Consider the following 20,029-nt stretch of genomic DNA (forward strand, 5'->3'; position numbering starts at 1 on the left):
GCCGTCCGGGGTGCTCGGGGGGGTGCGCCGGGGCTGCCGCGGGCCGGCGCCGACCGGCCAGCGACCGGTCGGCGCCGCCGTGTCGCGACGGTCGGTCAGGATTGCGCCGGGACCGGGTCGAGCACCCGGATGGACTCCGGGTAGTGATCGTCCAGCGTGCCGGCGATGGTGCCCAGGTACTGCTGCGGCACCAGCCGGGAGATCGGGTCGTTCGGGCCGGGATCGGGGAACGAGATCGCGCCCTCGCCGGCCTGCCAGTTGACCCGGGTGAACTTGGACATCGACGTGATGTAGGTGGCCACGTCGGTGCCGGTGGTGTCCAGCGACGGGATCTCCTTGTACAGGATGATCGGGAGGCCCGGTCCGCCGGTGTTGTCGAACGGCTCGCCGCCGACCTGGGCCTCGGCGGCGATGACCGTCCGGCCGCCGCGGCTCACCTTGGCGCGGATGGTGTTGGTGTTCCCGTGCCGGGCGAAGGTCATCTGCACATCGGCCAGCACGGCCGGCCAGCCCTGGACCTCGCGGTAGCAGGCCAGGCTGGCGTCGGTCGAGGTGTACAGGTAGGGGACCCAGGAGCCGTTCATCTCGGCCGAGGTGCCCTTGCCGTAGACGACGGGGATGACCGGCATGGAGAAGTTGTGCGGGCCCATGCCGGTGCACTCCGGCCAGATGAAGAACGTCATCGACACCGTCGGCTCGCCGAGCGGCTCGAGCTCGCGCGGCAACACCTCGAGCAGGGACTCGCGGGTCACGGTGTAGTTGACCATCGCGACCATGCCGTTGGTGTAGTCGTACGGGCCTGGGCCGTACAGCGGCGCGAGGAAGGGCAGCCCGCGGAAGCCGGGAGCCGACACGTCGACACGAGGGTCGGCGGCCGCTCCCCCGTCAGTGGACTGCGATGCGGGCTCGAGATCAGAAGTGGTGGGGTTCGCCATGTGGTGACCTCCGGTCCGCCGGCGGCCTCGTCGCCCCCGGTCCGTGCGGATGCTACGCGTGGCACGAACAGCGAGGCCAGGGTCATCTGACGGTGGTTCAGACCAGGAGCTCGCCGTCCGACCCCTCGCGCACGTCCGTCATCCCGGTCGACAGGCGCTCGTGCAGGAAGAGGAGGTCGTACTCGCCGAGCGCCGGCTCTCCCCGCTCCCCCCACACCTCCCGGGCGTGCACGTACCGCCGGCCCGGGGTGCGGCCCAGTGCGAACGACAGCCGCACCACGGTGTCCGGCCAGGTACCCAGCAGTTCGGCCCGGACGTCGGTCAGGTCGTCGACCAGCGGCCGGTGCTTCCCCTCGGAGCGCCAGTACTGGGCGGCCGACCCGAACTCCTCCAATGCCGCCCGTTCGTACGACGCCGCGTCCACCGGACGGGAGCCCAACGGCCAACCGTGGCCGCCCAGGTCGATGGTCGACAGGTCGGCCAGCACCGACCAGGTTCCGGTGCTGCCCGCGACCCGGATCAGTTCGGACCGGAGCCGTGAAGGCGTCCGGTCCACTTCGCGGTCGACGACGAGCCAGAAGTCCTCCCCGTCGGCGCCCCGGCACCCGGGCGAGCCAGACCCGACGTCGATGAACGGCCGGCTGATGCCCGTGGCCGGGTCACGACCGATGACCAGCACCGGCCGATCCCAGATCCGACGCCGCGGGCCGCCGCGCACCCAGCCGGCCGACCACGGCGGCGGCTGGATCGGCGGTCCTTCGAGCCAGTGGGCGTCCAGCCACGGGAAGCCGGAATCGGGCACGTGCTGCCAGCGTCCGCGAGCGGCCTGAGGACCGACCGGCGCAGGTCCGACCGCGTCGGCCACTTCCCCGTCTTCGCCGACATGCACGGTCCTGCTCGACCACACCAGTTCCCAGGTGCCGAGCTCGACGCCGTCGACGATCCGCGGCGTCGTGTGCAGCGGACGGCGGTGCCACGGCGGCACGTCGAGCTGGATGTCGACGCCGGTGCCCACCGGTCGGATCGACCGCGGCAGTCCGGGGAGCTGGACGTCCACCCGGGTGTCGTCGGGACGGATGAGCCTGAGCCCGCCTGGCGGCCGGGTCCCCCCACGAGGCGGTACCGTTGCGAGGTCGGCGAGATCCTGGCGTGGTGCCGAGGCGGTGCACCAGACGCCGGCGGGACCGGCGGCCACCAGCTGTCGATGGTCCGTCCAATGGGCACTGCGGATGCCGTTGCTGTCCAACCGGACCAGGGCGCCGCCGGAGGCCGCCTGCAGCCAGACTGTGTCGTCGCGCCCGGCGATCCGCCAACCACCCGGCGGGGCAGCTCCGCCCAACTGACGTGGGTGCGCAGGGATCCGTCGGCGCGATCGAGCACCGCGGCCACGGGCTGCCAGGAGTCGAAGATCCAGAGTTCGTCGCTGCCGACCGGGACGATCGCGCCCGGTCGCAGGGGTCGTCGGGGGCCCACCTCAGACGGTGGCGCGCTGATCCGATCCGGCCGGAGGCCGCAGAGGATTGATCACGGCCGGGAACGGTACCCCGATCACCCGGTCCGGGGCCAGGCCGGACGCGGTTGCTGCGACAGACTTCCCGCATGTCCCCCCGCATGTCCCGACGACGAGGCGGTGCCGCAGCGGTGGCCGGCGCAGCCGTGCTGCTGGCGGTGGTGACCGCCGGCTGCGCCGTGGAGATGCCCGGCACGGCGACCAGGGCCGAGCCACTCGCTGTCGACTCCCGGGCCGCGTTCGGCACCTTCGCCCGGCAGGCCACCGCCGGCGACCGCATCCCGGAGCTGCTGGACCCGGACCTCGTACGCATCTCCGACAGCCGACGGCTGGCATCCTGGCCGGGTGGGTCAGTCTGGTTGGCCCACACCGCCGCCGACCAGGTGTGCCTCGTCGTCGACCTGACACCGCCGTGGAGCAACACCGGTGGATCAGCGTGCGCGCCCGGACCCGAGGCCGCCCGGATCGGTCTCGCGCTGTGGTCGAGCGGATCCGAGCCGGGCCGGACGTGCGGAGTCGTGGCGTACCCGGACACCGTGACGGTGACGCTGGACGAGGGCACCTTCCAGGCCGCCGGGGACGGAGTCATCGCTGCCTGCGGCACCACCGTCGCCGTCACCGGGACCTGGCCCGACGGGCGGACCCAACGGTACGGCCTCTGAACGTTGTCGATCGGACACGCTCGGAACGGGCAGTCATCGACATCAGTGCTCTCGACAGGTGTCTGGACCGGGACGGTGCGCGTCTGTGCTCCATGACCCCACGGGTTGCTCCGCGGCCTCAGCGCACCGGGTCGACCACGGTGATCTCGACCGTGCCGGCCCGCGCCGCGACCTCGTCCAGCACCGCTCGCCGCGGTTCCGGGATGTCGGCGAAGTGCCGGCGCGGCAGCCCGAGCAGCGGGGCGAGCCGCCGGTCGGCCAGCACCTCGCTGACGGCACTGGTGTCGCCTGCCGTCACCAGCGCGTCCAGCTCGCGCGCCACCGGCACCAGGAGCCGGGCCACCGTGTCGGCCGTGTCGGCCATCGCCTCGCGCCGCTGCCCGGTCCGCCGGCGCGCGTACCGCTGTTGCGACCAGCCGCCTGCCGCGGTCCGGCCCTGGACGTACGCGCGGTCGGTGGACGATCCGGTCACGGTCGCCTCGCGGGCGATGTCACGGGCCAGGCCCACCGAGTGGGCGCCGGAGCGCACCGTGATCACCCCGACGGTGCGGAAGCGTTCGAGATGGGCGATCAGTGCCTCGACCGGCTCCAGCGGCGCGTCGGCCGGGCCCAGGCCCATCGGCGGGAACGGCACGGCCAGCGACGCGGTGGTGCCGTCGACGGCGAGCGCCAGCACCCGCTGCGGATCGGCGACCACGTCGGCCAGACCGTCGTTGCGACCGGCGAACCGGTTGAGCCAGGCGGGGACCCGCGCGAGCTCCACCTCGACGACCCGACCGCCGCCCGCGGCCTGACGCACCCGGCTCATCTCAGGTCCCCAGCTGGGCGTCCCAGCGCTGCCCGGCCCGCCCGCCCAGCGCCCCGGCGGCGGCCATGGCGCGGTCGTCGGTCAGCGAGGCGACGTAGTCGATGATCCCGCGACCGCGCCCCAGTTCGGCGATGCCCGCGTCGTCCGGGAGCGCACCGTCGGGCCGGGCCAGCAGCTCCGGCTCCCGGTCACGCAGCCGGTGGTAGCCGGCCGTGGCCAGCTCGACCAGGTCGAGCAGCCGGCGTGGCGCCCGCCCGGCGTCCACCGGATCGGTCAGCCACTCGTGCAGCTCACCGGTGAGTCGTTGCAGGATCTGCCGCTGCCCGCGCTGGTACATGGCCAGGTCGGGCCGGTCCAGCACGAAGCGCTGGTGCACGAACTTGAGCACCGCCACCTCGTGCCAGGCCTGCCGGTCCAGGCCGACGAACGCCGACCGGACCGGCGGGTCGGCCTGCACCGTCACCGACTCCTGCAGGTGGGCGATCCAGCTCCCGGTGAAGGACCCGATGGCCCGCTCCGCGGCCAGCGACCCGTCGAACGGCACGGCCAGCAGCCCGTCCACCAGATCGGTGCCGACCCGACCGACGGCCACCTCGAACGCGTCGTCGTCGAAGATCCAGTCGTCCTTGCTGCGCAGTCGACGCCGCAGCAGCTCCAGAGCGGCGCCCGGGCGTCGGTCTTGGGCGGCCAACTGGGCATCGCCCCAGTCCCGCAACCGGTCCCGGTGCCGCAGCCAGGTGCGGAACTCGGCGGCCACGCTCGCGTGCTGCAGCACGCCGGCCCGGTGGAAGTCATCGAGATCATGCAGGCTGTAGGCGATGTCGTCGGCGACGTCCATCACCGCGCATTCGGGGGTCTGCCGCAGCGGGCCCACGGCCGGGTAGGCGGCCAGCACCGACGCCATCTCGGCCGCATCCAGCAGGTAGGCCGAGTACTTGGCCGATCCGCTGCCGGGCGGCTCGGTCGGGTCGGCTCCCCCGCCGCGCGGCGGGACGGGCAGCGCACTGGGGTGCGGCGCCGGACGGGCGACCCGCGCCCACGGGTACTTCAGCACGGCGGCCCGCACCGCGGCGGTCAGGTTGAGCCCCTGCCCAGCGGTGCCGGTGTCGGTGTCGTTGTCGCCGTGCACGTCCAGGGCGACCAGGATGCGGAAGGTCTGCGCGTTGCCCTCGAACCCGTCGACCAGGCCGAACCGGTACCGGGCGATGCGGTCCAGCACGGCCTCGCCGAGGTGGCCGAACGGTGGATGGCCCAGATCGTGCGCGCTGGCCGCCGCCTGCACCACGACCGGGTCGCAGCCGCCCAGCTCGTCCAGCAGCTCGGCGTGCGGTCCCTGACGCAACGAAGTGGCGATGGCCCGCGCCACCGCGACCACCTTCATGGTGTGGGTGAGCCGGTTGTGCACGGACTGGCCGGTGGCATCGCGGGACACCACCTGGGTGACCGCCGCCAGACGGGAGAAGTACGGGGAGAACCGGATCCGTTCCAGGTCGACCCGGAAGGCGCCCTCGGTCGCGGCCGCGAGCTCGGCGCTCGGATCCAGACCCCCAACCTCGGCCTCACCGGCGCCGTCGCGTCGGCACAGGCGCGGATCCATGCCGGTCAACCTACGTGGTGGGGCCGAACCGTTCGACGCGCACCGCGCCGACCGGCTTGCCCGCGTCGACGAGCAGTCGGCTGGCCGTCTCGGCGAATCCGGCCGAGCCGCACACCAGCGCGGTGGCCACGGGATCGGCGGCGACCAGGTCGGCCACGTCGTCCAGCCCGATCCGCGCGGCCGGCCGGGTCGCGGTGGCCGTTCGGGAGTACAGCATCCGGGCGCCGGCCGCGGTCAGCTCCTGGGCGTAGGGCAGGTCGGCCGGCGTCCGCCCGGCGGCGACGACGCGCACCAGGTCGGTGCGACCCAGGTGCACCGAGTGCCGCCACACCGCGACGAGCGGGACCACCCCGGTCCCCCCGCCGACCACCAGTACCGGATCGTCGCCGCGCCAGACGAACCAGCCGCCGATGGGTCCGCGGACCTGCAGCCGGTCCCCCACCTGCAGATCGTCGGCCAGGTACGAGGACACCTCGCCGTCGGGCCAGCGTTCCACCAGCAGCTCGAGCAGCTCGTCGGACGGCGCGGACGACACCGAGTACGACCGCTGCGCGGTGTAACCGTCGGGGGCGGTCAGCCGGACCACGTAGTGCTGCCCGGGCAGGTGGTCGACCCGGTCGGGCACGTCCAGGCGCAGCCGGACGGTGCGCGGGGTCGGATGGTCGACGAGCGCGACGGTGGCGGTCCGCCAGCCCCCGGCCGGAGTCGGAGCCTTCGCGGCGAACAGCGGGTCAGTCACCCTGGTACCGCTGTTCCAGCCACGGGTCGCCGCGGTCGTGGTAGCCGTTGCGCTCCCAGAACCCGGCCTCGTCGTGGTCCATCACGGTGAGCCGGGTGACCCACTTGGCGCTCTTCCAGAAGTACAGGTGCGGCACCAGCAGCCGGACCGGTCCGCCGTGGTCGGCCGACAACGGCTTGCCCTCGTGACTCCAGGCCAGCCAGGCCCGGTGCTCGCGCACGTCGGCCAGCGGCAGGTTGGTGGTGTAGCCGGTGGTCGAGGTGGCCAGCACGAAGCCCTGGTCGAGCAGCGGCTCCGCCGCGTCGAGCAGGGTGTCCAGGCTGATCCCACCGAACCAGGTGCCGAGCTTGGACCAGGTGGTCACACAGTGGATGTCGCCGCGGTACTCCGGCGGGTGCCCCCCGGCGGCACTGTCGTGCGCGGCCAGCGCATGCAGCTCGTCCCACGACCAGGTGGTCGGCCGCTGCACCAGGCCGTCGATGGTGAACGACCAGCGCTGCGGGTCCAGCCGAGGCGTCACCTCGGCGGTGAGCACCGGCCAGTCGGCGCCGGTGTCGTACTGCCCCGGCGGCAACCGGGGATCGCGCGGCTGCCGGGATCGGCCCAGGAACCCGCGGGTGGGACCACTCATGATGCCCTCCAGACGGCGCCCAGCGCCCACGACCGAACCGGAACCCGGACACCATGCCGGACGCCGCCGGACCTCGGACCGGCGGCGTCCGGATCGGTGCTCAGATGTTGAAGCCCAGCGCCCGCATCTGCTCGCGGCCGTCGTCGGTGATGCGCGAGACGTCCCACGGCGGCAGCCAGACCCAGTTGATGGCGAAGTCGTTGACCAGGCCGCCGTCCGGGCCACCGGTCAGCGCAGCCGACACCTGGTCCTCGATCATGTCGGTGAGCGGGCAGGCCGCGCTGGTCAGCGTCATGTCGATGGTGGCGTTGGTGCCCGCATCGGTGCGCTCGACGGACATGTCGTAGACCAGCCCGAGATCGACGATGTTGACGCCGAGCTCGGGATCGACGACGTCCTTGAGGGCCTCCTCGATGTCGCCGATCAGCGCGGTGTCGGTGGCGGCCGTGACCGGCGCGGCGATCGCGCCCGCGTCCAGGTCCGCGGCGCTGCGGCCGGCCCGGGCGCCGGTGGTCGGGTCGAGGTCCTGCTCGGTCAGCTCACTCATCGCTGTGCTCCCGTCTGCGTGTGCGCCGAGTCCTGCCGATCTGAGATCTGCGCGGTGGCGTCCTTGAAGGCCATCCAGCCCAGCAGCGCACACTTGACCCGCGCCGGGTACTTGGCCACGCCGGCGAAGGCGATGCCGTCGCCGAGCACGTCCTCGTCCCCGGTCACCGCGCCGCGGCTGGTCACCATGGTGTTGAACTCGCCGAGCACCGTGAAGGCCTCGGGCAGTGGCTTGCCGATGACCAGGTCGGTGAGCACGGAGGTCGACGCCTGCGAGATGGAACATCCCACCGCGTCGTACGACACATCGCCCACCACCGCATCCGGACCGGTGCCCTCCAGGCGCACCCGCAACGTCACCTCGTCCCCGCAGGTGGGATTGACGTGGTGCACCTCGGCGTCCCCGTCCCGCAGGCCCGCGTGGTGCGGGGTGCGGTAGTGGTCCAGGATGATCTCCTGGTACAGCTGCTCCATCTGCATGCGTTCAGGCTCCTCGTGCCGCGCCGACAGCAGGTGCAACGCCGAAGAACTCCTGACACTTCCGCACGGCGGCGACCAGGGCGTCGATCTCGTCCGGGGTGTTGTACAGGTAGAACGACGCCCGCACCGTCGCGGCGATGCCGAACCGCCGGTGCAGTGGCCAGGCGCAGTGGTGCCCGACCCGGACCTCGACGCCCTCGTCGTCCAGCAACTGGCCGACGTCGTGGGCGTGCACGCCGTCGACCACGAACGACACCGCACCGCCGCGGTCGGTCAGGTCGGAGGGGCCGACGATGCGCACCCCGCCGAGCGCGGACAGCTTGTCCAGGGCCAGCCCGGTCAGCTCGTGCTCGTGGTCGGCGACCACCTTCATGCCCAGGTCGGACAGGTAGTCCACGGCCGCGCCCAGCCCGACGGCCTGCGAGGTCATCGGCACGCCGGCCTCGAACCGGGCCGGGGGCGCGGCGTAGGTGGTCCGGTCCATGAAGACCTGGGAGATCATCGAGCCGCCGGTGATGAACGGCGGCATCTGCTCGAGCAGCTCGTACCGGCCGACCAGCACGCCGATGCCGGACGGGCCGAGCATCTTGTGTCCCGAGAACGCCGCGAAATCGACGCCCAGCGCGGCGATGTCGACCGCCTGGTGCGGCACTGACTGGCAGGCGTCCAGCACGGTGAGGGCGCCGACCTTCTGCGCCGCGGCGACCAGCACGTGCACGGGGTTGACGGTGCCCAGCACGTTCGACTGGTGGGTGAAGGCCACCACCTTGGTCCGGGGGGTGATCACCTCGTCGAGGTCAGCCAGGTCCAGCCGGAAGTCGTCGGTCACCCCGAACCACTTCAACGTCGCCCCGGTGCGGCGGCAGAGCTCCTGCCAGGGCACCAGGTTCGCGTGGTGTTCCATCTCGGTGATGACGACCTCGTCGCCGGGTCCCAGCCGGAACCGCGCCGCACCCGGCTGAACGGCCGGGTCGGCGAAGGTCGCGTTGGACAGCGAGTACGCGACCAGGTTGATCGCCTCGGTGGCGTTCTTGGTGAACACCACCTCCTCGGGGCGGGATGCCCCGACGAACGCCGCGATCCGGGCCCGGGCGCCCTCGTAGGCGTCCGTGGCCTCCTCCGAGAGCTGATGCGCCCCACGGTGGACCGCGGCGTTCGCGGTGGTGATGAACTCCTGCTCGGCGTCGATCACGGTCACCGGCCGCTGCGAGGTGGCGCCGGAATCGAGGTACACCAGCGCCTTCCCGTCCCGGACCGTGCGCTCCAGGATCGGGAAGTCGGCCCGGATGGCGTCCAGCGGCAGCCGGGCCGCACCCGGCTGCTCCGGCGCAGTGTCAGTGGCCTCCCCGATCATCATGCTCAGGCTCCCGCCCCCACGCCGGTGAACCGCACGTAGCCGTTGGTCTCCAGCTCCTCGGCCAGCTCGGGGCCGCCGGACTCGACGACCCGACCGCCGGCGAAGACGTGCACGCGGTCCGGAGTGATGTAGCGCAGGATCCGGGTGTAGTGGGTGATGAGCATGATGCCCACCGCCTCACCGGCCTCGGCCGACGCGGCCTTGTAGCGGTTCACGCCGTCGGAGACGATGCGCAGCGCGTCGACGTCCAGGCCGGAGTCGGTCTCGTCCAGCACGGCGATCTTCGGCTTGAGCAGCGCCAGCTGCAGGATCTCGTGCCGCTTCTTCTCACCGCCGGAGAAGCCCTCGTTCACCGAGCGCTCGGAGAACACGGGGTCGATCTCCAGGTCGGCCATCGCGGCGTTGACCTCCTTGACCCAGGTCCGGATGGCCGGGGCCTGGCCGCGCACGGCGGTGGCCGCGGTGCGCAGGAAGTTGGAGGTGGAGACGCCGGGCACCTCGACCGGGTACTGCATGGCCAGGAACAGGCCGGCGCGGGCGCGCTCGTCCACGGTCATGGCCAGCACGTCCTCGCCGTCCAGGGTGACGGTGCCCGAGGTGACCTGGTACTTCGGGTGACCGGCCAGCGAGTAGGCCAGCGTCGACTTGCCGGAGCCGTTCGGGCCCATGATGGCGTGGGTCTCGTTGCCCGCGATGGTCAGGTCGACGCCGCGGAGGATCTCCTTGGGCGCGTCGTCGGTCAGCACGTTCACGTGCAGATCGCGGATCTCCAGGGTTGCCATGGGGTGTGCGTGTCCTTCTGTCTGTCGAGCTCGGGCTGTCTCGCGAGCTCAGGATGGGAGATGCAGGCTCAGGCGCCGGTGACAGCCAGTTCCTGCTCGATGATCTCGGTCGCGCGCTCGACCAGCACCGGCACGCCGATACGCTGCAGCACCTCGCCGAAGAAGCCCCGAACGACCAGCCGGCGGGCGGTGGCCTCCGGGATGCCCCGGGACAGCAGGTAGAACAGCTGCTCGTCGTCGAACCGGCCGGTGGCGCTGGCGTGGCCGGCGCCGACGATCTCGCCGGTCTCGATCTCGAGGTTCGGCACCGAGTCGGCCCGGGCGCCGCGGGTCAGCAGCAGGTTCCGGTTCAGCTCGTAGGTGTCGGTGCCCTCGGCCGTGCGCTCGATGGCGACGTCGCCCACCCAGACGGTGTGCGCCGACTTGCCCTGCAGGGCGCCCTTGTAGAGCACGTTGGACCGGCAGTGCGGCGCGGTGTGGCGCACCATCAGCCGGTGCTCCAGGTGCTGCCCCTCGTCGGCGAAGTACAGGCCGAGCAGCTCGGCGTCGCCACCGGGGCCGGTGTAGTCGACCGACGTGTACAGCCGGGTCAGGTCGCCGCCGAAGGCGAGCGCCACGTGCTTGACCGTGGCGTCCCGACCCACCTGGATGTGGTGGCGGGACACCGCGACGGTGTCGGACGACCACTCGCCGAGCACGGCCACGGTGGCGTGCGCGCCCTCGCCGACGACGATCTCGACGATGTCGGTGAGGGTGGCGCTGCCGGTGGAGGTCAGCACGACCTGGGCCGTGGCCTGCGCGCCGATCCGGATCAGCAGGTGGTTGGCCGTGGCCGCCTCACCGGCCTGGCCGACCAGCGCGATGCGCACCGGCTCGGTCAGCTCGGTCTGCGCCGGCACGTCGACGAGCACGCTGCGCGGGGCGGACTCGAAGGCCCGGGCCTCGACCCGCTCGGTGGGCAGATACCCGGACACGCCTCGGATCTCGCGGGCCGCCGCACCGGTCAGCTCGCTGACGGTGACGCCGTCCGGGGCGGTCGCGGAGACGGTCAGCGGGACGCCGTCCAGCGGGGCGTCATCGTGCAGACCGCGGAGGCGGCGCAGCGGGGTGAACCGCCACGCCTCCTCCTTGCCGGTGGTGACCGGGTGGTCGGCGGCCACGCCGGAACGGACCTGGGTGCCCGGCGACTGCCGCTCGCCCGGGTGCTGCGAGGCCAGTCCCTCGCCACCGTGCGAGTGGGCGGTCAGGCCGTGCTGGCCGGTCGGCTGGCCGGACTGGGTCCCGGCCTCGAGATCAAGTGCACCGGTGGCCACGTCAGCCCACCGCTCCTTCCATCTGCAGTTCGATCAGGCGGTTGAGCTCGAGGGCGTACTCCATCGGCAGCTCACGGGCGATGGGCTCGACGAACCCGCGGACGATCATGGCCATGGCCTCGTCCTCGGTCAGGCCGCGGCTCATCAGGTAGAACAGCTGCTCCTCACTGACCTTGGACACCGTCGCCTCGTGGCCCATGGCCACGTCGTCCTCGCGGACGTCGACGTACGGGTAGGTGTCGGTGCGGGAGATGGTGTCGACCAGCAGCGCGTCACACTTCACCGTCGACTTGCTGTGGTGGTTGCCCGGGTTCACCTGGACCAGGCCGCGGTAGGAGGTGCGACCGCCGCCGCGCGACACCGACTTCGAGATGATCGTCGAGCTGGTGTGCGGCGCCAGGTGCAGCATCTTGGCGCCGGTGTCCTGGTGCTGGCCCTCACCCGCGAAGGCGATGGACATGACCTCGCCCTTGGCGTGCTCGCCGGTCATCCAGACCGCCGGGTACTTCATGGTGACCTTGGAGCCGATGTTGCCGTCGACCCATTCCATGGTCGCGCCCGCCTCGGCCTTGGCCCGCTTGGTGACCAGGTTGTAGACGTTGTTCGACCAGTTCTGGATGGTCGTGTACCGGCACCGACCACCCTTGCGCACGATGATCTCGACCACCGCGGAGTGCAGCGAGTCCGACTTGTAGATCGGCGCGGTGCACCCCTCGACGTAGTGCACGTAGGCGTCCTCGTCGACGATGATCAGCGTCCGCTCGAACTGACCCATGTTCTCGGTGTTGATCCGGAAGTAGGCCTGCAGCGGGATCTCCACGTGCACGCCCTTGGGGACGTAGACGAACGAGCCACCCGACCACACCGCAGTGTTCAGCGCGGCGAACTTGTTGTCCCCGGACGGGATCACGGTGCCGAAGTACTCACCGAACAGCTCCGGGTGCTCCTTGAGCGCCGTGTCGGTGTCCAGGAAGATGACGCCCTGCTCCTCGAGATCCTCGCGGATCTTGTGGTAGACGACCTCGGACTCGTACTGCGCGGCGACACCCGCGACGAGGCGCTGCTTCTCGGCCTCCGGGATGCCCAGCCGGTCGTACGTGTTCTTGATGTCCTCGGGCAGCTCCTCCCACGAGGTGGCCTGCTGCTCGGTCGACCGCACGAAGTACTTGATGTTGTCGAAGTCGATGCCCGACAGGTCCGCGCCCCAGGTGGGCATCGGCTGCCGGTCGAAGATCTGCAGGGCCTTGAGGCGGCGCTCCAGCATCCACTGCGGCTCGGACTTCTTGGCCGAGATGTCGGCGACCACCTCGTCGGAGAGCCCGCGCCGCGCGCTGGCTCCGGCGGTGTCGGTGTCGGCCCAGCCGAAGGCGTACCGACCCAGGGTGTCGATGGTCTCGGCCTGGGTCAGCGGTCGACCATCGGCACTCTCGGGCAGGACGTCCAGCCGTTCTGGCGCAGTCGTCATCAACAGGTCCTTCCATCGGACGAACTCGGTGCGGCGGTACTGGGGGTGTTCGGGGTGGCAGTGCTGAGGGTGCCGGCCGTGCTGGGCGGGCCGGCGCCGAGCGCGCCGACCGGGATGAACGTGGTGCAGAAGGAGTCACCGCGGGCGATCGTGGCCACCCGCTGTGCGTACGTTCCCAACGCCTCGGTCACCACGGCCAATTCCTCGTGGCACAACTGCGGGAACTCGGCGGCCACCGAGGCCACCGGGCAGTGGTGCAGGCAGAGCTGCCGGCCGGCGCCGGCGCGACCGATCGCGGCCTGCGCGCCGGCCATCTCCTGCACCGAGGCGGCGAACCCGGCGTCGGTGAACGCCCGGCCCAGCACCTCGAGCTTGGCGGTGACGTCGGGCGCGTCGGTGAGCGCCTCGCGGTACGGAGCCAGCATCGTCTCGGCCCGCTGCCGGGCGAACCGCTCCAGCGCCTCTGGGCCGACCTGCTCACCCAGGAAGCGCAGCGCCTCGACGGCAACCGTGTCGTAGGAGTGCGGCAGCCGAGCCCGGCCCGCCTCGGTGAGCAGGAACGCGCGGGCGGGGCGGCCCCGTCCTCGGGACCGCGACGGCCCGCCGGCCGCCCGCGAGGTCACCGAGCCGTCCTCGATGAGCTGATCCAGGTGGCGCCGGACGCCCGCGCTGGTCAGACCCAGCCGCCGGGCCAGGTCGGCCGCAGTCAGCGGGCCGTCGGCCATGAGCAGACGGATGACGGCATCCCGGGTGCGACCCTCGGCGGGCATGGCGCTCCCCGAGTGCGCGCGCACACCGGAGTCCGGATCGACGTCCGGACAGCCGCCGTCCGGCCGCGGGGCGCGGCTCATCGGTGCGGCGGCGGTTTTCACAACACCAGTGTGTTCTTTTTCCGGCGGTGATTCAAAGTGCACGGCCGGAGGCGCCTGTGCGTCCGCTCACGCAGGCCAGCCTCACCAAGCCCGGTCCGGACGGTCCGGATGACGAGCCGCCGATGGCCCGCACGCCCGCCACTAGACTCCCGGCCGTGATTCCCGGCGGCGTGTCCCATGCCGCCGCCGCTCCCCCGCTGGACGCCGCCGAACGATCCGCGCTGTCCCGGTTGCGCCGGTGGGGCACGGTCGGATCGCTGCTGCTCATGGTCGGATCCAGCTCCTCGTACGGCGCGGCCACGCCGATCCCCAATCCGGTGGACGGCGTGCGCATCCTCGGCGTGCTGTCCCGGGTCGGGCCGGCCGCCCTGGCCTGCTCGGCCAGTGGCATCGGACTGCTGGTGCTGTGCTGGTTCCTGATCGGCCGGCTGGCGGTGGCCGGGCGGCCCCGACGGTTGTCCCGCCGGCAGCTGGTCCACACCCTGGTCATGTGGACGGTGCCGCTGCTGGTCACCCCGCCGATCTTCAGCCGCGACGTCTACTCGTACCTGGCGGTCGGCCGGATGATGGCCGCCGGTCACGACCCCTACGCGTCCGGGCCGTACGACGTGCTCGGCGACGGCGACCCCTACGCCCACCAGGTCGACGCCCGGTGGCAGCACACACCGACGCCGTACGGCCCGGTCTTCCTGCTGGTCGCCCGGGCCGTGGTGGCGGTGTCCGGTGACTCGGTGATCGCCGGGGTGCTCCTCCAACGGCTGGTCGAACTGGCCGGGGTCGCCCTCGTCGTGTGGGCGCTGCCCCGGCTGGCCACCCGGCTCGGCTTCGATCCGGTCGCGGCGCTGTGGCTCGGCGCGCTGAATCCGCTGGTGCTGCTGCACCTGGTGGCCGGCGCGCACAACGAGGCGCTGATGATCGGCCTGATGCTGGCCGGGCTGCTCGTCGCCCTGGGCTGCACCCGGCGGCTGGGCACCGGCACCGCAGCCGTGCTGCTCGGTGCGGTCCTGATCAGCCTGGCGGCGGCCATCAAGATCACCGCCCTGCTGGCGCTGCCCTTCCTGGCCATCGCCCTGGCCCGACGGGCCGGCGGACGCTGGGCCGATCTGTTCCGGCAGGCCGCGCGGATCGGGATCCCGGCGGTCCTGGCGTTCGCCGCCGCCACGGTGCTGGCCGGTGGCGGCATCGGCTGGATCGCCGGGCTCGGCGCACCGGGCAGCGTGCAGTCGTTCCTGTCGGTGTCGACCAGCCTGGGCACCGGCGCCGGCGCCATCGGGCTGCTGCTCGGCCTGGGTGACCACACCCAGGCCGCCATCGGGGTGACCCAGCCGCTGGGCACGGCGGCCGGTCTGCTGCTGGGCGTCGCGGTGATGTGGTTCAGCTGGCGCGGCCGGATCGAGCCGGTGCTCGGCCTGGGCCTGGCCATGGGGGCCGTGGTGCTGCTCGGCCCGGTGATCCAGCCCTGGTACCTGCTGTGGGCGGTGATCCCGCTCGCCGCCGCGACGGCGCAGCCGCGGCTGCGCAAGGCGGCCGTCTGGCTGAGCGTGCTGTTCGCGGTGATCATCATGCCGAACGGCGCGACCATCCCGGTCTTCACCATCGTCCGGGCGGTCGCGGTGGCCGCCGCCGTCGCCGCGGTGGCCTTGTTCTTCCTGGCCCGCGGTGGCCTACCACGCAGCCGGCCACCGACCTGACCGACCGCACGCCGTCGGCGGCGCGGTCCGGTGCCGGGAGCGCCAGTGGCGGACATCGCGTGCCGGCGGGCGGATCAGCGGTCTGAGCGGGCCTGATGGCGCCTATCCTGGACGACCGTGACCCTCGACGATGCGCCGGCCGGACCGGGCGAACCGGCGCTGGTCGTCGATCACCTGGTCCGTCGCTACGGCTCGGTCACCGCGGTCGACGACCTCTCCTTCTCGGTGCCCCGCGGCAGTGTGCTGGCCCTGCTCGGTCCGAACGGCGCGGGCAAGAGCACCACCATCGACGCCTGCGTCGGGTTCGCCCGGCCCGATTCCGGCACCATCCGGGTGCTGGGCGCCGATCCGTGGCGCGACGGCGCCCGGGTCCGGCCGCGGATCGGCGTGATGCCGCAGTCCGGCGGCGCCCAGGCCTCGGCCCGGACCCGCGAGATGCTGCGGCTGCTGGCCCAGTGCTCGGCCGACCCGATCGACCCGGACTGGCTGCTGGACGTCCTGGGGCTCACCGCGGCGGCCCGGACGCCGGTGCGCCGGCTGTCCGGCGGCCAGGTGCAGCGGCTCACCCTGGCCATGGCCCTGGTCGGCCGACCCGAGGTGCTGTTCCTGGACGAGCCCACCGCCGGGATGGACCCGCAGGTCCGCCGACTGGTCTGGAACCTGGTCCGGGCCGTGCGCGCCGACGGGGTGGCGGTGGTGCTCACCACCCACCTGATGGACGAGGCCGAGCAGCTGGCCGACCGGGTGCTGATCATCGACCACGGCCGGGCCGTGGCCGACGGCACGCCGCACGAGCTGACCACGTCCGAACAGACCACGCTGCGGTTCACCGCTCGCCCGGGTATGGACCTGACCATGCTGCGCACCGCGCTGCCCGACGGCTTCGCGATCAGCGAGACCTCCGGTGGCCGGTACCTGGTCGAGGGCGACATCGCCCCGGCCACCATCGCCACCGTCACCTCGTTCTGCGCCCAGGTCGGCGTGCTGCCGTCGGACCTGTCGGTGGGCCGGCGCACGCTGGACGAGGTCTACCTGGAGCTGACCGGTCGAGAGGTGCGCGGATGAGCAGGACCGACGCCGTGCCGTCCGGGGCGTCGGCGCGCCCGGTGCCGGGCACCACAGCCGGATCGGGGCCGTTCCTGCCAGGCACCTTCCGGCCGGCCCCACGGCCGGCCGCCGCGTGGCGCCGGGCCCTGGCCCTGGCCGGCCTGGAACTGCGGATCACCCTGCGCAACGGCGAGCAGCTGCTGCTGGCCCTGGTCATCCCGGTGGCCGGACTCATCGGCATGACCGTGTCGTCGATCGTCGACCTGCCCGAACCGCGGGTCGACGCCGTGGTGCCGGGCATCCTCAGCCTGGCCGTGCTGTCCACCGCGTTCACCTCGCAGGCCATCGTCACCGGGTTCGACCGTCGGTACGGCGTGCTGCGGCGACTGGCCGCCGCCGGTGTCGGCCGCGGTCAGCTGGTCGCCGGCAAGGTCCTCGCCGTGCTCGCCGTGCTCGCCGGCCAGATCGTGGTGCTGGGCGTCATCGCCGCCTTCCTCGGCTGGGACCCGCACGGCAACCCGCTGTGGGCGGTGCTGCTGGTCCTGCTCGGCGCGGCCGCCCTGGTCGGGTTGGCCCTGCTGGTCGGCGGCCTGCTGCGGGCTGAGGCGGTGCTCGCGGTGGCCAACGTCGTCTGGCTCGTCCTGGTCGGCGTCGGCGGCGTCATCGTGCCGCTGGACCGCGGCCCGGAGTGGTTCCAGACGGTCGGCTCGCTCACCCCGGTGGGCGCGCTCAGTGACGGGCTGCGTGAGGTCCTGCAGCACGGCCACGCGCCGAGCTGGACCCACCTGGCCGTGCTGGCCGGATGGATCGTGATCGGCTGGGCCGGCACCGTACGGTGGTTCCGATGGCTCTGAACGTCCCCACCCCCGCGTCCTCCCGCACGGCCACCCCCGAGGGCGGTCCCGCCTGGCGTCGGTGGTCGCCCAACCTGCGCCTGCAGCGGGCCTTCGCCCTGGCCGCGGTCCTGGCCAACGGCGGCATCGCCGTCACCGGCGCGACCGTCCGGGTCACCGGGTCGGGTCTGGGTTGCGTGACCTGGCCGGAGTGCCACCCGGGGTCGTTCGTGCCCACGCAGCGGGCCGAGATCTCGGCCTTCCACCAGTTCATCGAGTTCGGCAACCGCACCCTCACCGGCGTGGTGCTGATCGCCTCGCTCGGCACCTTCCTGCTCATCTGGCGGGCCCGTCCGGCCCGGCCGCAGCTGCTGCGGTTGGCCCTGGCCGGTCCGATCGGCGTCATCTTCCAGGCCATCTGGGGCGGCATCGTGGTGCTGACCGGGCTGACCTGGTGGACGGTCGCCCCGCACATGCTCATCTCGCTGGTCCTGCTGTACTTCGCCATCGCCGTGTACGTCCGGCTGGCCGAGCCGGACGGACCGGCCCGTGCCGTGGTGCCCCGGCCGTTGCGGCTGCTGTCCTGGGCCACCGTCGTCGTGCTCAGCGCGCTGTGCATCACCGGCACGCTGGTCACCGCGGCCGGCCCGCACGCGGGCGACTCGGAGACGCCGCGGCTCGATGTGTCGGTGCGCATGCTGGCCCAACTGCACGCCGATCTGATGTTCGGCTACTTCGGCCTCATCATCGCCATGGCCGTCGGCTTCGCCGCGGTGAAGGCGCCGCGCCGCCTGCAGGTGCGGATGGGCATCCTGATCGCCGTGACCGCGGCCCAGGGGCTCATCGGCCTGGTCCAGTACGCCACCGGCGTGCCCGAGGCCCTGGTGGTGGCGCACGTCTTCGGCGCGGTGGCGCTCACCACGGCCATGGCCGCGGTGGTGCTGGCCACACGGGAGCGGACCGTCGTGCCGGCCGACGCGGTGCCTGTCCGGGGTTGAGCCTCACCGGCCGGTGCCGGCCATCCGTCGGCGGTCGGCCGGCGTCGGGGTCAACCGGGCGGACAGCTCCCGGTCCCACTGCTGCACGGTGATGCCGGTCCGCTCGCAGAGCTGCTCACCGACCTGCTGGGTGGACACCACCGCGTCGCCCCAGCGACCGTCGGGCGCGACCACCACGACCCGGGCGCCGGGTCGGCCGAGCGGCTGGACGACCGCCACGCACCCGTCGCCGTGTGTCCGGACGAAGGTGGTCAGCGCGTGCGCGGCGATGGTGTCCAGGTCGTCGGGGCCGCCGCGGAAGCCGTCGGTCAGGCCGCCCCAGGAACGACGTCGGGCCGGCCCGGCAGCCTGCGCTGCCGACCCGGCCCCGTCGGTCGACTCATTCATGTCGCGGGTGCTCCCGGGGTTCAGCCCGGCCAGCCGACCGTCTGCAGCCCGATGGCGGCGTCGACCGCCCAGGCCACCGACACGGCCGTCAGGTACAGGTTCGAGTAGTGGAACAGGCTCATGAACTGGCCGGCCAACGGCGAGGTGCCGTGCGGCGCGTCGTCGGACCGGGCGTCCTTGACCACCTGCAGGTGCAGCCGGTGGGCCAGGGCCAGGAAGACCAGGCCGGCCGGGACGGCGGCCGCCGCGTAGATCCAGGACGATCCCGGGACCAGGAGCAGCGAACAGGCCACCATGGCCCAGCTGTAGATGATGATCTGCTTGATGACGGTGTGCTCGGTGGCCACCACCGGCAGCATCGGCACGCCGGCCGCGGCGTAGTCCTCGCGGTAGCGCATGGCCAGCGCCCAGGTGTGCGGCGGCGTCCAGAAGAAGATCACGCCGAAGAAGACCCAGGCCTCCCAGCCCAGTCCCCCGGTCACCGCGGACCACCCGATGATGACCGGCATGCAGCCGGCCAGACCGCCCCAGACGATGTTCTGCGAGGTCCGGCGCTTGAGCCACACCGAGTAGACGAAGACGTAGAACAGGATGGCGGTGAGCGCCAGCGCCGCGGCCTGCCAGGTGGTGGTCGCCCACAGGAACCCGACGGCCAGGATGCCCAGCACCACCCCGAACACCAGCGCGGCGCGCGGCGTCACCACGTGCCGGGCCAGCGGCCGGGCACGGGTGCGGCGCATCTTCGCGTCGATGTCGGCGTCGACCACGCAGTTCAGCGCGTTGGCGCTGCCTGCGGCCAGGGTGCCGCCGACCAGCGTCGCCAGCACCAGCCACAGCGACGGCACCTCGCGGTTGGCCGCGAACATGGCCGGGATGGTGGTGATGAGCAGCAGTTCGATGATCCGCGGCTTGGTGAGCGCGACGTAGGCGCCGATCTTCTCGCGGAAGGTGACCAGCGCAGGCCCGGTGGCCCGATCAGGAACGGCGGCCGCGGGCGTGTCCGGCGCCATCGAGGCGGCCGACCCGGGCCGAGGTGCGATCCCCACGCGCTGACTGCTCCTGCCTGCCGGCGGCCGCCGGCGTCTGTGGTCCGCCGACCATCCTAAGCAACGCGCGCGGTGCTCCACCCGCCACCACCGCCGGACCGGCGCGCGCGGACCGGTCCGGACGCGACTCCGCGCAGGTCCGCCGCAGGTCCGGCGGCGACGATACGTGATCATCGGCCCGCTCACGGTGACGCCGGGATGACCGGGCAGTGGACGGCCGGCGGCAGTCACGCGAACCGGGCCGGATCGGTCGTCACCGCGGCGACCTGCGACAACTCGCCTCCGCGCCGCTGAGCGACGGGCGTGCGCAACGGACTAGGCTCTGTTGGA

Annotated in this window: 20 protein-coding genes; 5 read left to right on the plus strand and 15 right to left on the minus strand. The window is 72.6% G+C overall.

The window, feature by feature from the left end:
• Positions 1-95: 95 nt before the first annotated feature.
• Complete coding sequence (locus JL106_RS02705) at positions 96-935, minus strand: acetoacetate decarboxylase family protein (RefSeq protein WP_205259159.1); 840 nt, start codon at positions 933-935, stop codon at positions 96-98.
• Positions 936-1,032: 97 nt separating this feature from the next.
• Positions 1,033-1,992: a hypothetical protein gene (locus JL106_RS02710; protein ID WP_205259160.1), complete on the minus strand. Its 960-nt coding sequence runs from the start codon at positions 1,990-1,992 to the stop codon at positions 1,033-1,035.
• A gap of 542 nt (positions 1,993-2,534) precedes the next feature.
• On the opposite strand from JL106_RS02710, the gene JL106_RS02715 reads away from it, so the two are divergent.
• Complete coding sequence (locus JL106_RS02715) at positions 2,535-3,107, plus strand: hypothetical protein (protein WP_205259161.1); 573 nt, start codon at positions 2,535-2,537, stop codon at positions 3,105-3,107.
• 118 nt (positions 3,108-3,225) lie between these two features.
• Here the strand turns inward: JL106_RS02715 and JL106_RS02720 are convergent, their stop codons facing one another.
• The 11 genes from JL106_RS02720 to JL106_RS02770 all read right to left on the minus strand — a co-directional run bounded on the left by JL106_RS02720 (position 3,226) and on the right by JL106_RS02770 (position 13,595).
• On the minus strand, positions 3,226-3,915 hold the full coding sequence (locus JL106_RS02720; RefSeq protein WP_205259162.1) for an acVLRF1 family peptidyl-tRNA hydrolase: 690 nt from the start codon (positions 3,913-3,915) through the stop codon (positions 3,226-3,228).
• 1 nt (position 3,916) lies between these two features.
• On the minus strand, positions 3,917-5,512 hold the full coding sequence (locus JL106_RS02725) for a deoxyguanosinetriphosphate triphosphohydrolase family protein (RefSeq protein ID WP_205259163.1): 1,596 nt from the start codon (positions 5,510-5,512) through the stop codon (positions 3,917-3,919).
• A 10-nt stretch (positions 5,513-5,522) separates the two neighbouring features.
• The gene (locus JL106_RS02730; protein WP_205259164.1) at positions 5,523-6,251 is read right to left on the minus strand and encodes an FAD-binding oxidoreductase; all 729 of its coding nucleotides are present in this window, start codon (positions 6,249-6,251) and stop codon (positions 5,523-5,525) included.
• Positions 6,244-6,882: a molybdopterin-dependent oxidoreductase gene (locus tag JL106_RS02735; RefSeq protein WP_205259165.1), complete on the minus strand. Its 639-nt coding sequence runs from the start codon at positions 6,880-6,882 to the stop codon at positions 6,244-6,246. Before JL106_RS02735 ends, JL106_RS02730 begins: the two co-directional genes overlap by 8 nt.
• 100 nt (positions 6,883-6,982) lie before the next feature.
• Positions 6,983-7,420 (minus strand): metal-sulfur cluster assembly factor, encoded by a 438-nt coding sequence (locus tag JL106_RS02740; RefSeq protein ID WP_236006641.1) that lies wholly within the window; start codon positions 7,418-7,420, stop codon positions 6,983-6,985.
• 5 nt (positions 7,421-7,425) lie between these two features.
• Positions 7,426-7,908 (minus strand): Fe-S cluster assembly sulfur transfer protein SufU, encoded by a 483-nt coding sequence (sufU, locus tag JL106_RS02745; protein WP_205259167.1) that lies wholly within the window; start codon positions 7,906-7,908, stop codon positions 7,426-7,428.
• Between the two features lie 4 nt (positions 7,909-7,912).
• A complete protein-coding gene (locus JL106_RS02750) occupies positions 7,913-9,265 on the minus strand; it encodes a cysteine desulfurase (protein WP_236006639.1) in 1,353 nt (450 codons plus the stop codon).
• Positions 9,266-9,267: 2 nt separating this feature from the next.
• Entirely contained in the window at positions 9,268-10,047 is a 780-nt protein-coding gene (sufC, locus tag JL106_RS02755) for a Fe-S cluster assembly ATPase SufC (RefSeq protein WP_205259168.1), read from the minus strand.
• 68 nt (positions 10,048-10,115) lie between these two features.
• Positions 10,116-11,360, minus strand: a complete 1,245-nt coding sequence (gene sufD / locus JL106_RS02760; RefSeq protein ID WP_328841094.1) for a Fe-S cluster assembly protein SufD — start codon at positions 11,358-11,360, stop codon at positions 10,116-10,118.
• Between the two features lies 1 nt (position 11,361).
• Entirely contained in the window at positions 11,362-12,825 is a 1,464-nt protein-coding gene (gene sufB / locus JL106_RS02765) for a Fe-S cluster assembly protein SufB (protein WP_205259169.1), read from the minus strand.
• Positions 12,825-13,595 (minus strand): helix-turn-helix transcriptional regulator, encoded by a 771-nt coding sequence (locus JL106_RS02770; RefSeq protein WP_205259170.1) that lies wholly within the window; start codon positions 13,593-13,595, stop codon positions 12,825-12,827. Before JL106_RS02770 ends, sufB begins: the two co-directional genes overlap by 1 nt.
• Before the next feature lie 224 nt (positions 13,596-13,819).
• Between JL106_RS02770 and mptB the strand changes: the two genes are divergently transcribed.
• The 4 genes from mptB to JL106_RS02790 all read left to right on the plus strand — a co-directional run bounded on the left by mptB (position 13,820) and on the right by JL106_RS02790 (position 18,266).
• Positions 13,820-15,388 (plus strand): polyprenol phosphomannose-dependent alpha 1,6 mannosyltransferase MptB, encoded by a 1,569-nt coding sequence (gene mptB, locus JL106_RS02775; RefSeq protein WP_205259171.1) that lies wholly within the window; start codon positions 13,820-13,822, stop codon positions 15,386-15,388.
• A gap of 117 nt (positions 15,389-15,505) precedes the next feature.
• Positions 15,506-16,453, plus strand: a complete 948-nt coding sequence (locus tag JL106_RS02780; RefSeq protein WP_205259172.1) for an ABC transporter ATP-binding protein — start codon at positions 15,506-15,508, stop codon at positions 16,451-16,453.
• Positions 16,450-17,289 carry an ABC transporter permease gene (locus tag JL106_RS02785; RefSeq protein ID WP_205259173.1) on the plus strand — a complete coding sequence of 280 codons (840 nt, stop codon included), beginning with the start codon at positions 16,450-16,452 and terminating at the stop codon, positions 17,287-17,289. The genes JL106_RS02780 and JL106_RS02785 overlap by 4 nt, the downstream gene beginning before the upstream one ends.
• Positions 17,280-18,266, plus strand: coding sequence for a COX15/CtaA family protein (locus JL106_RS02790; RefSeq protein WP_205259174.1), 987 nt, complete (start codon positions 17,280-17,282; stop codon positions 18,264-18,266). Before JL106_RS02785 ends, JL106_RS02790 begins: the two co-directional genes overlap by 10 nt.
• A gap of 3 nt (positions 18,267-18,269) precedes the next feature.
• Here JL106_RS02790 and JL106_RS02795 read toward each other — a convergent pair whose 3' ends face one another.
• Together JL106_RS02795 and JL106_RS02800 are read right to left on the minus strand one after the other, a co-directional pair.
• Positions 18,270-18,653: a hypothetical protein gene (locus JL106_RS02795; RefSeq protein WP_205259175.1), complete on the minus strand. Its 384-nt coding sequence runs from the start codon at positions 18,651-18,653 to the stop codon at positions 18,270-18,272.
• Between the two features lie 20 nt (positions 18,654-18,673).
• The gene (locus tag JL106_RS02800; RefSeq protein WP_205259182.1) at positions 18,674-19,663 is read right to left on the minus strand and encodes a heme o synthase; all 990 of its coding nucleotides are present in this window, start codon (positions 19,661-19,663) and stop codon (positions 18,674-18,676) included.
• Between the last annotated feature and the right edge of the window lie 366 nt (positions 19,664-20,029).

Source organism: Nakamurella leprariae (genome assembly GCF_016918035.1).
GTDB classification, from domain to species: Bacteria; Actinomycetota; Actinomycetes; order Mycobacteriales; family Nakamurellaceae; genus Nakamurella; species Nakamurella leprariae.

Coding starts and splice junctions, on each gene's coding strand:
- JL106_RS02705 (WP_205259159.1), bottom strand. CDS start 935: ATGGCGAACCCCACCACTTCTGATCTCGAGCCCGCATCGCAGTCCACT.
- JL106_RS02715 (WP_205259161.1), top strand. CDS start 2,535: ATGTCCCCCCGCATGTCCCGACGACGAGGCGGTGCCGCAGCGGTGGCC.
- JL106_RS02720 (WP_205259162.1), bottom strand. CDS start 3,915: ATGAGCCGGGTGCGTCAGGCCGCGGGCGGCGGTCGGGTCGTCGAGGTG.
- JL106_RS02725 (WP_205259163.1), bottom strand. CDS start 5,512: ATGGATCCGCGCCTGTGCCGACGCGACGGCGCCGGTGAGGCCGAGGTT.
- JL106_RS02735 (WP_205259165.1), bottom strand. CDS start 6,882: ATGAGTGGTCCCACCCGCGGGTTCCTGGGCCGATCCCGGCAGCCGCGC.
- sufU (WP_205259167.1), bottom strand. CDS start 7,908: ATGCAGATGGAGCAGCTGTACCAGGAGATCATCCTGGACCACTACCGC.
- JL106_RS02750 (WP_236006639.1), bottom strand. CDS start 9,265: ATGATGATCGGGGAGGCCACTGACACTGCGCCGGAGCAGCCGGGTGCG.
- sufC (WP_205259168.1), bottom strand. CDS start 10,047: ATGGCAACCCTGGAGATCCGCGATCTGCACGTGAACGTGCTGACCGAC.
- sufB (WP_205259169.1), bottom strand. CDS start 12,825: ATGACGACTGCGCCAGAACGGCTGGACGTCCTGCCCGAGAGTGCCGAT.
- JL106_RS02770 (WP_205259170.1), bottom strand. CDS start 13,595: ATGCCCGCCGAGGGTCGCACCCGGGATGCCGTCATCCGTCTGCTCATG.
- mptB (WP_205259171.1), top strand. CDS start 13,820: ATGGCCCGCACGCCCGCCACTAGACTCCCGGCCGTGATTCCCGGCGGC.
- JL106_RS02785 (WP_205259173.1), top strand. CDS start 16,450: ATGAGCAGGACCGACGCCGTGCCGTCCGGGGCGTCGGCGCGCCCGGTG.
- JL106_RS02790 (WP_205259174.1), top strand. CDS start 17,280: ATGGCTCTGAACGTCCCCACCCCCGCGTCCTCCCGCACGGCCACCCCC.
- JL106_RS02795 (WP_205259175.1), bottom strand. CDS start 18,653: ATGAATGAGTCGACCGACGGGGCCGGGTCGGCAGCGCAGGCTGCCGGG.
- JL106_RS02800 (WP_205259182.1), bottom strand. CDS start 19,663: ATGGCGCCGGACACGCCCGCGGCCGCCGTTCCTGATCGGGCCACCGGG.